This window comes from Geoglobus sp., from assembly GCF_054018175.1.
On record NZ_JBPLZQ010000007.1, the window covers coordinates 1 to 9,085 of the forward strand.

At 51.5% G+C, this 9,085-nt stretch carries 12 protein-coding genes and 1 tRNA gene; 9 read left to right on the forward strand and 4 right to left on the reverse strand.

Annotated elements, in window-relative coordinates; genetic code table 11:
* The first annotated feature begins 104 nt into the window (after window positions 1–104).
* A complete protein-coding gene (locus tag ACXJJC_RS00550; RefSeq protein ID WP_456368533.1) occupies window positions 105–374 on the forward strand; it encodes a hypothetical protein in 270 nt (89 codons plus the stop codon).
* A 13-nt stretch (window positions 375–387) separates the two neighbouring features.
* Here ACXJJC_RS00550 and ACXJJC_RS00555 read toward each other — a convergent pair whose 3' ends face one another.
* Window positions 388–534 (reverse strand): hypothetical protein, encoded by a 147-nt coding sequence (locus ACXJJC_RS00555; protein WP_456368535.1) that lies wholly within the window; start codon window positions 532–534, stop codon window positions 388–390.
* Window positions 535–765: 231 nt separating this feature from the next.
* Here ACXJJC_RS00555 and ACXJJC_RS00560 point away from each other — a divergent pair, with 231 nt between their 5' ends.
* Complete coding sequence (locus tag ACXJJC_RS00560) at window positions 766–1,935, forward strand: tubulin/FtsZ family protein (RefSeq protein WP_456368537.1); 1,170 nt, start codon at window positions 766–768, stop codon at window positions 1,933–1,935.
* Here ACXJJC_RS00560 and ACXJJC_RS00565 read toward each other — a convergent pair.
* Window positions 1,927–3,330 carry an NAD(P)H-hydrate dehydratase gene (locus ACXJJC_RS00565; RefSeq protein WP_456368539.1) on the reverse strand — a complete coding sequence of 468 codons (1,404 nt, stop codon included), beginning with the start codon at window positions 3,328–3,330 and terminating at the stop codon, window positions 1,927–1,929. The two genes, ACXJJC_RS00560 and ACXJJC_RS00565, sit on opposite strands and share 9 nt — an antisense overlap.
* A gap of 98 nt (window positions 3,331–3,428) precedes the next feature.
* Between ACXJJC_RS00565 and ACXJJC_RS00570 the strand changes: the two genes are divergently transcribed.
* Together ACXJJC_RS00570 and ACXJJC_RS00575 are read left to right on the forward strand one after the other, a co-directional pair.
* Window positions 3,429–3,857, forward strand: a complete 429-nt coding sequence (locus ACXJJC_RS00570; protein ID WP_456368541.1) for a ferritin-like domain-containing protein — start codon at window positions 3,429–3,431, stop codon at window positions 3,855–3,857.
* A gap of 30 nt (window positions 3,858–3,887) precedes the next feature.
* Window positions 3,888–4,949, forward strand: coding sequence for a DUF763 domain-containing protein (locus tag ACXJJC_RS00575; protein ID WP_456368543.1), 1,062 nt, complete (start codon window positions 3,888–3,890; stop codon window positions 4,947–4,949).
* Here ACXJJC_RS00575 and ACXJJC_RS00580 read toward each other — a convergent pair.
* Window positions 4,909–5,520, reverse strand: coding sequence for a metallophosphoesterase (locus tag ACXJJC_RS00580; protein ID WP_456368545.1), 612 nt, complete (start codon window positions 5,518–5,520; stop codon window positions 4,909–4,911). The two genes, ACXJJC_RS00575 and ACXJJC_RS00580, sit on opposite strands and share 41 nt — an antisense overlap.
* Window positions 5,517–5,975 (reverse strand): DUF2240 family protein, encoded by a 459-nt coding sequence (locus ACXJJC_RS00585; protein ID WP_456368547.1) that lies wholly within the window; start codon window positions 5,973–5,975, stop codon window positions 5,517–5,519. Before ACXJJC_RS00585 ends, ACXJJC_RS00580 begins: the two co-directional genes overlap by 4 nt.
* A gap of 71 nt (window positions 5,976–6,046) precedes the next feature.
* Here ACXJJC_RS00585 and ACXJJC_RS00590 point away from each other — a divergent pair, with 71 nt between their 5' ends.
* From ACXJJC_RS00590 to ACXJJC_RS00610, 5 genes are all read left to right on the forward strand, one after another.
* Complete coding sequence (locus ACXJJC_RS00590; RefSeq protein ID WP_456368549.1) at window positions 6,047–6,745, forward strand: dihydroorotate dehydrogenase electron transfer subunit; 699 nt, start codon at window positions 6,047–6,049, stop codon at window positions 6,743–6,745.
* Between the two features lie 79 nt (window positions 6,746–6,824).
* Window positions 6,825–6,959 (forward strand): hypothetical protein, encoded by a 135-nt coding sequence (locus tag ACXJJC_RS00595; RefSeq protein WP_456368551.1) that lies wholly within the window; start codon window positions 6,825–6,827, stop codon window positions 6,957–6,959.
* Window positions 6,960–7,120: 161 nt separating this feature from the next.
* Window positions 7,121–7,195: transfer RNA gene (locus tag ACXJJC_RS00600), tRNA-Arg, on the forward strand.
* 295 nt (window positions 7,196–7,490) lie between these two features.
* On the forward strand, window positions 7,491–8,066 hold the full coding sequence (locus tag ACXJJC_RS00605; RefSeq protein ID WP_456368553.1) for an adenosylcobinamide amidohydrolase: 576 nt from the start codon (window positions 7,491–7,493) through the stop codon (window positions 8,064–8,066).
* 141 nt (window positions 8,067–8,207) lie between these two features.
* Window positions 8,208–9,085 (forward strand): PQQ-binding-like beta-propeller repeat protein (locus ACXJJC_RS00610; protein ID WP_456368555.1); only part of this gene is annotated, 878 nt, incomplete at its 3' end.

A 9,085-nucleotide genomic window follows, 5' to 3' on the forward strand; every position in this document is an offset into this window, starting at 1 on the left:
AAGCACATACGAAGACGAGTATGTGGGAAATGTTTCATACTTGTAATTGTTCCATTGAAATCCAATGCCTGATACCAGGCCGAAGAAGCTGAAAATTTTAACGTTTGCTTCCAAGGTATTCCAGGCAGCTTGAGGATCTGATGTACGGTGCGATAGTTCACAGAGGTTTCTCTTTTCTGGAGATACTCCAACCATGTGTGAGCTTCAATGACACCTGGGACGTGTTAAGGGAGAGTGTACACGACGTTGAGCCAGCAGGCAGCTTTGAGGAAGCGGTGAACCTCGCGATGGACAGATTTGCCACGGGAGTTCTCTACACTGCAGAAAAGGATACCTTCGAAGAGCTGCTGCTCGGATTAAAAATTAATAAGTAGTTGATTGACTTCCTCAAATCCCTGCTCTAGTAACGGCGGGGATCTTTTCTTTCCTTGTCCTTATCTTGGTTGAAACTGCCTTTATTATCCCGCCGATGGACACGATTACAAGTATGCCCGCTGAAATCAGACCGCCCGCAAACAGGATTTCCGCTATCATATTCATCCCTCCAAGTTTATTTCTGTTTTTTCCAGTATAAATATTTTGCCTTATATTTATTTTATTCCTGATTAAGTAAATATTGAATGCTATACATTTTTTAAAATATATTTTAAAAATTGCATTAACTTTGCTACATTTATTTGGTTCGGTGCGACAGAAAAGTATTATATTGCCGGACGCTCATTTTTTAAAGAAAGGAGATAAAAAAGACAGTAAGGTGCATTCACCATGAGGTTCTTTGCAATAGGTTTCGGTCAGGCAGGTGGGAAGATACTGGATCTGTTCATGGAGAATGAGAAGCTCAGGGGATCCAACACTTTAAAGGCTCTTGCTGTAAACACTGCGAGGACGGATCTCATGGGTCTGAAGCACATTCCTGCAAAGAACAGGATACTGATCGGGCAGACGATCGTGAAGGGGCATGGAGTGGGGACGGACAACAAGCTCGGAGCGAAAATTGCCCAGGAGGAAATAGAGACTGTGCTGAACGCGATTGACGAGATGGGAACTCACGAAATTGACGCGTTCCTGATCATTGCGGGCCTCGGTGGAGGTACCGGAAGTGGTGGGTCTCCTGTTCTGGCCAAGTACCTCTCCGAGATGTATTCCGAGCCTGTGTATGCGGTTGGTGTACTTCCCGCTCCCGAAGAGGGGAAGCTGTACTCTCTGAATGCTGCCAGGAGCATGATAACGCTGCTGAAGTATGTGGACAACCTCATACTCGTTGACAACGGTGCTTGGAAGTTCGAGGGTCTGAGTCTGAAGGAGAGCTACGCAAAGATCAACGAGGAGATCGTGAGGAGGCTCGCGATACTCGCGAGGGCAGGCGAGCCCGTGGAGGAGGGGCTTGTGGGAGAGATGGTCGTTGACAGCTCTGAGGTCATCAACACCCTGAGGGGCGGGGGAATTTCGTCCATAGGTTACGCCACGCTACCCATCCAGGAAAAGAAGAAAGGAGGATTTTTCGGTCTGTTCAGAAAGAAAGAGGATCAGCTCGTCACAGCAGAGGAGGATAGGTCAACGAGAATCGCGAGCCTCGTGAGAAAGGCTGCCCTCGGCAGGTTGACGATTCCGTGTGATGTGAGCAGTGCTGAGAGAGCACTCGTCCTTGTGGCTGGCCCACCGGAGTATCTGGACAGAAAAGGACTCGAAAAGGCGAAGCTGTGGCTTGAGGAGCAGATCGCGGGTGTCGAGGTGAGGGCCGGAGATTACCCGACGAGAAGGACTAAGCACATCGCCGCACTCGTGGTGCTGGCCAATGTGACCGAGATTCCGAGGGTGAGGCAGCTGCAGAAACTGGCCGCTGAGGCGAAGGAAGAGGTTGAAATTGCTGAAAAGGAGAGAATCGAAAAAACGGTATCTCTGTTTGAGGAGGAGGACCTCGAGCCACTATTTTAGCTCCATTACCTTTTTAACCGCGTAGGGTAGCTTTTTCACAACGTCCATCGCTGTGAAGTTGTACCCCTTTTCCTCGAAGCAGAGGTCCCCCGCAAGCCCGGTGATGAACGCGGCAGCACACGCCGCGTGGAACGGATCTCCGGACATTGCGAACAGAGCACCCGCAACTCCCGCGAGAACGTCCCCAGTGCCACCAACGGTCATTCCGGCGTTGCCGGTTTCGTTAACCTTTGTCCTGCTGCCGTCGGTTATGATGTCCTTCGCCCCCTTCAGCAGGATCACTCCTCCAACCTCTCCTGCCACCCTGCCAGCGGTCTCTTCCGTTGCATCCTCTCCGAAAACTTTCAGGAATTCTCCTCTGTGGGGTGTGAGTATCGCTCTGCACTCCACATCCGCTGTGAGCCCCCCTGCGTCCAGAACGAGTCTGTCCACATGCCTGGAAACTTCGGTTGCGACACCCCCCTTGTTTACTGTTCCCATTCCGAATACGACAACATCGTGTTCCTTCGCAAGATCCACGATCTCATCCACGTTTTCCTCGGAGATTTCCGTACCGCTGAGCTTTTTCGGAATGACCTCTGCTGAGAACGAGCTTACCTGTGAGTATATGCTTTCGGGAACTGCGAGCGTGACTATGTCTGCTCCGGCCCTGTATGCGGCGATTGCCGCGAGAAACGGAGCTCCGACGTAGGGATAACCTCCCACTACGAGCACCTTCCCGTGCATGCCCTTGTGTGCGTCACTGTACCTCCTGTATGCGAGTTTAAAGTCGCCCGGGCCCACAAGCTTTTCGAATTCTGCGGGTATCCCTATGTCTGCAACCACGATGTGCCCTGCCAGGTCTCTCCTTTTCAGGAGGCCCGGTTTGGGTCTGTGAAACGTGACAGTCAGGTCGGCCCTCACTGCCACCTCGCATTCGCCCGTGTCTGCATTCAAACCGCTTGGCACATCAACTGACACGACAAATGAATCCGAGCTGTTTATGGCATCAACGATCTCGTCGTACGGTTTTCTCAGCTGTCCCCTGAATCCCGTTCCAAGGAGTGCGTCGATGACAACGTCCGCTCCATGAAACTCGTAATCATCCCAGCTGTGGATCCCGTAACCGGCGCGCTTTAAAATATCGAGGTTTCTCCTTGCGAGATCGCTCTTCACGTTTCCTGCAAGAACGACATCGACCTCAAACTCCCTGAGGAACCTTGCCGCCACAAACCCGTCTCCACCATTGTTTCCACTTCCAGCAAATATCACGACCTTTCCTCTTGAGAACCTTTTCAGAATCTCATCTGCAATCGATTTTCCAGCGTTTTCCATCAGCTGGAGTCTCGACAGACCAAAGTATTCGCAGTTGAGGTCGAGAGCGGCCATTTCCGCTGACGTAATTGGCTCCCTCATCGCCTGAACTTTGGCCGAAGCGTATTTATTTTTTTGCGTTTCGGCGTTACGCATATTTCACCGAAATGTTTAAATATCGAACTGATAAAGTTAGAAACATGGTGGAGTTTGGTGAAAACCAGAACAGAATTGGAGTCGCAAAGGGAACCGACTTTGAGGAGTACAACGAGAGGGAGTTCATGGGCGAGTGCATGGAGGTTGGGCTTTACCTTGCCATGGCGAGACAGGCAGAGAGGGAAGGATATCCAGAGATTGCAAGCGTTCTCGTGAGAATTGCAATGGATGAGGCGTACCACGCATCGAGGTTTGCGGAACTGAACGGAAAGATAAAGGGGACGCTGAAGGAGAGCCTTCAGTACATGCTCGAGGGAGAGATGAAAGCCAATGTTCACAAGAGGAAGGTCGCAGTGGAGGCAAAGGAAAAGGGCCTGGATGAGGTCCACGACATCTGGGACGAGGCATCGAGAGACGAGTACAGGCACGCCATGGCCCTGAAGGGTCTGCTGGACAGGTACTTCAGGGAATAGCTTTATAACCTCTTTTTTTACTTATTCTCTGTGGGTTCGATATACCTTCCTCTCCATCACGGAAAGGCACCTCACTGGCTGCTCGGCAGAATGAAAAGGCTTGCGAGGCCGATAATTTCTCTGATCATTCAGGAATATGGTGAAAAGGAGTTTTTCAGCAGAATGGCAGATCCGGTATTTTTCCAGAGCCTGTCTAACGTACTCGGATTCGACTGGAACTCCTCCGGCTCAACCACGGTTCTCACGGGAGTCCTGAAAAGCGTGCTCAACACCGGGGAGTTCGACATAAGGATCGCCGGTGGTAAGGGTGAGAACGCCATAAAGGCTGTGGAGGATATAGAACGTTTTTCAGACGAGCTTGGAATTGGTGAGAAGCGAAAGAACGAGCTTGTGAAGGTCAGCAGACTTTCCGCAAAGGTTGACAACGTGATGCTGCAGGACGGATACGCGCTGTACCACCACGCGGTTCTTTTCAGCAGAACGAGGTGGGTCGTAGTACAGCAGGGTATGAACGAGAGCCTGAGACTCGCTAGGAGGTACCACCACTGTGGAGTGCTGAGCGTGGAGGAGCCCCACTCCGGGATAATCACTCAGAGGTTTGAGAACCGCGTCATGGATCTGACGTCGAGGGAAAGCAGGGAGGCCAGGAAAACGATCCTGGACATCGTCAATGACGGAACTTACAGGTTTGATTACGTCAGGATGCTTTCCATGGTGCCGTACAAGGAAAGTTTTGTTCCCAGAAGGATCGACTGGAAGGCTCTCGAGAGGGCATACAACCTGCAGCCAGAGAACTTCGAGGAACTGCTACTCATCAGAGGAGTGGGCAAGTCTGCTCTGAGGGCTCTCGCCCTCATCGCAGAGCTCGTTTACGATACAGAGTACAGCAAAAAAGATCCTGCAAGGTTCTCTTTTGCGCTTGGTGGCAAGGATGGTGTTCCGTTTCCGGTAAATCCAGGAGTTTACGACCAGGTCATCGAATTCATGGAGTCTGCAATAAGGCAGGCCGAACTCGGGGACTTCGAAAGGAAGGCGATGCTCGAAAGGCTTGCTAAAATTTCACCTTCCCGAAGTAAAAGCCATCGATCGTGAAGACCTCAAACTCTCTGAAGTGGTCAAACACGAATCCGGCAGGTTTCTCGACGTTAACTGCCGTAGATGAGCACAGCTCGTTGAAGGCGGGCATGACTATGCACCTTATTCCGTCATCCTCGTGAACCATCCACGCCCTTTCCTTCAGCCCACCAACGACGTCTGGAATTAAAACCGCCGGGTGAGCGTGTGCAACCACGAGAGTCCTGCTCTCCAGGGCTTCTTTTACGAACTTGTGCCCGTGTGTGATGCATGTCTTTCCTTCAAAGAAGCACTCATGGACCTCTGCAACCTCGTCGAGGAGACCATCGTGATTTCCCTTTATGAGAATCAGTTCAGACGTGTGCTCCTCAAGCTCTGCAATGAACCGCTCAACTGACCTGAGTTCCGACCTTCCAAGCCTGTGTTTGAGATCACCGTTGACTACGAGCCTCTCAGCACCGCTCCTCTCGTAAGCCTCCAGCACTCTCTCGAGGAGGGAGAAGTCCGGAAAGCCAAGTATTCCGAGGTGAATGTCCGAGACGATCAGGCTTCTGCCTATTTTAAGTGCGCCGCTTTCAGAGAACTTCATCTCTGGAATATCTCTCTCTTAACATCTGGTATGAACTCTTTTACCTCAACACCTTGTTCGAGGCCGTAAATCAGTGCAACAACCTCCACATCGAGTACGTTTCCGAGATCGAGCTGCTTCCTGTTGACTTCTCTGATGATCTCTGGCTTGCTTTTTCCCGTGGTGGAGGATATCTTTTCCACGATTCTGTCGAACACCGTTTCTTCCTGAAAGATCCTTCCGACGTCTGGCTTGAAGTCGGGGGAGATTTCAACCTCGTTCACGTCAAATGACGGTTCCAGCCCCTCTTCCGTCTGTTTGAGCAGACCTTTCTTCTCCGCAACTTCAACGACCCTCTTGCTCGTTTCGTGGGAAAAGTACTTCAGGTCGAATGAGAGGGTGTACGTTATTTCCTTCCTGTCCATTGACCTCTTCCCCTTCGCCCTGAAGGCAGATGCTATGGTTTCCTTCAGCATTGGAGTAATGCCGGAACGCGGAAAGATAACCGTTACGATGACTTTATAAATACCCTGTCAGACGTTGGAACATGTTTGCCCTCAAAGTTGAGAGAGTGACCAGGCATAACAGTTACACGGCCACCCTTCACTTCTCCAAGGCTCTCAAGTCCTATCCCGGTCAGTTCGTAATGCTGAACCTGTTCGGTGTTGAGGAAATCCCCCTCAGCCTCTCGTCCCCCCGTTCTGTGACTGTGAAGGCGGTGGGAGAGACCACTGAGAGACTCGTGAACTTCTCGGGCGGGGAAGCTGTCGGTGTGCGTGGCCCTTTTGGTAACCCATTTTCCCCGACGTCCGGCAGCGCCCTAATTGTTGCAGGAGGTATTGGCATAGCCCCCATGATGTTCTTGTACGATTTTCTCAAGCGGTGTGGGGCGAAGGTGAGAGTAATCTACGGGGTGAAAAGCCGAGAGGAGCTGCTGCCTGTCGGGAGGTTTGAGGATGTGACCGTAACCACGGAGGATGGCAGCGCGGGTATGGAGGGCACGGTGCTCGACGCCCTGAAGGCTGAAAACCTGGATGGCTATGACAGAATATATGCCTGCGGACCGCACGGCATGATTGAAGCCCTTATTGACCTGTTTGAAAGAAGAAATGTCCTTGAAAAGACGGAATTCTCTCTCGAACGCTATATGCGGTGCGGAATAGGTGTGTGCGGGTCCTGCGTGATAGACAACGGACTGAGAGTCTGTGCGGATGGACCGGTTTTTTCAGGAAAGCAGCTAAGGTGATCGCGGATCTGGCGCGGTGTTGCTCGCCAGTGTGGCAAGCAAAAGGTTTATAAATCCTAATTATTTATCATGTTAAAAGGTGGTTGAAATGGTTTGCATGGTGTGCGGAAGCGGTAGATTCACGCCGGTGCATGAGGATGAGAGGTTTGCGTACTATGCCTGCACGAACTGCGGGAACACGAGTGTGATGCCGAAGGATGTGAGGCTGATGTGATGTAGGCGGGATTACCAACCTGACCTTTCTCTCACAGCACCATGCTTTCGCTTTTTATCCGCACGAAATAATTCAGGGACATTTCATGGATAAGTTTTATAAACTGATTGGGGGTGGAGGATGTTGTCCTGAAAAGGCGGGATTGAAGTGAGAGCCTTGCAGGGCCCGTAGCCTAGCTAGGATAAGGCGGCAGCCTCCTAAGCTGCAGATCGCGGGTTCGAATCCCGCCGGGCCCGTCCAAAAAAATAAAAAAATTAGCAGGTTATGTTCTGGTCGTGTTTGTCTTGGTCCTTCGGGGATCAGGTGGAGTGTTTCGCGAGTCTGAGATGTCAGACTCAACAATTTTTCTGTTCCATCAATTCTGTGCAGAGCTGGCTGGAGAGCTTTGTGGGGTTGTGTAATCTGGGGGGTGTTAGTTTGACAGTCTCCAGCTCAATAGCTCCGGTCGGGGCACACTTCCAATGAATTCAGCCATACAGAATCTCCTCCCCAAGAACAATCTTTAAATTACCGTGCATTCCAGCCCAGCTGGTGCCGCGTGTGAGGTACAGAGTACTTGACAGCACGCTTATCGTCGAGGGAAGGTTCAACGCACTCAGTTCGGGCCTTCTCGGAGGGTGGAGGGATGTGGAAGCCGTGTTCAACCACACAGTCTCGGATGACTTTGACCTCCACAATCCGGTCGACTACCTGAGAGGCGTGGCTGAAAAACTTGGGATCGTGAGGTATTTCGGTCTTCTCACGTCCGTGCCCATGGACAAGCTCTCGACGGTGAAATGTGGGGATGTAACGGCGTTTGTCACGGCGGGCGTTAGGAATCCGAACGAGAGGGTCGAGAGGGTGGGAACGATCAACATCATTCTTGTCCTGAACGCAGAAGTTTCTGATGGAGCGATGGTCAATTCCGTCATAACTGCCACTGAAGCCAAGAGCGCTGCTCTTTTCGAGCTCGGTTATGATTTCACGGGGACGAACACTGACGCTGTGGTGGTTGCAAGGACTGGAAGGGGAAAGTACTACGAGTATGCCGGTCCGGCGAGCGATCTCGGGAAGAAGATATGGTGGGCGGTGAAGCGTGGGGTTAAGGACAGCCTGAGCAGGTGGTGAAAAATTCGCGATGGTTGGGAGGGTAAACTAAAGTAAACTTCTTTTGATAGCTGTCAAGAAAATTTGACAATTTTAAATACGGGCAGGTTTACCGGAATCAAAAAATCTGGAGGCTGATCAAAAATGCCGAATATTCGGGTTATGGCTATCACTATTTGTCTGCTGCTGGCACTATCAGGCGTTACACAGGCTTCAACCTTCCACGGAGACTCGGCGAGAACCGGAAACTTCAGCGACTACGGGCCGAAGACCGGTCAGCTCGTTTACAGAGTCGCTCTGAATCCAATTCATGGTTCACCCGTCGTTGCGAACGGAACAGTATTCGTTGTGGCCGACTACTCCTGGGGTGGAGACAACAGCAGAACCGGTCTGTATGCCGTGAACTCAACAAACGGAACCGTACTCTGGCATTATGGAGGAATTTACGGCATGTCCACCCCGGCAGTTTACGGAGACTACGTTTTCGTTCACGCGTACAACGAGAGGAGTGGCGGTGGGGAGCTGATGAGCTTCTTCGCATCCAACGGCACGCTCGGGTGGAACGTGAGCGTTGATCCGTCAGCAAGCTCATGGGTCGTCTCCTCATCGCCGCTGATCTACAACGGGTCGATCTACGTTCTCAGCTACTACGGAAGGCTCTACAAATTCGACGTCAATGGTAATGAGATATGGAACGTGACTCTCGGTTCTGTAGCAAAATACAACTACATGAGCTCTCCCTCTGCGTGGAACCGCACAATATACGTGGCCGTGAACGACTCGGGAACATACAGGCTCGTTGCAGTTGACGAGAGTGGAACCGAGCTCTGGAACGCAACTCTGCTGGGCATACCCAGGGCCACGCCGGTAATTTACAGCGGAACGGTCTTCCTTCCGACATCTGAGAGGCTCTACGGATTCAACGCTACCACCGGTGATGAGGTGTGGAACGTGTCGTTCGACGGAACCCTGTCCACTCCAGCCGTCGCTGACGGCAGAATTTACGTGGCCAACAAAACCACGATATTCTGCCTCGATCT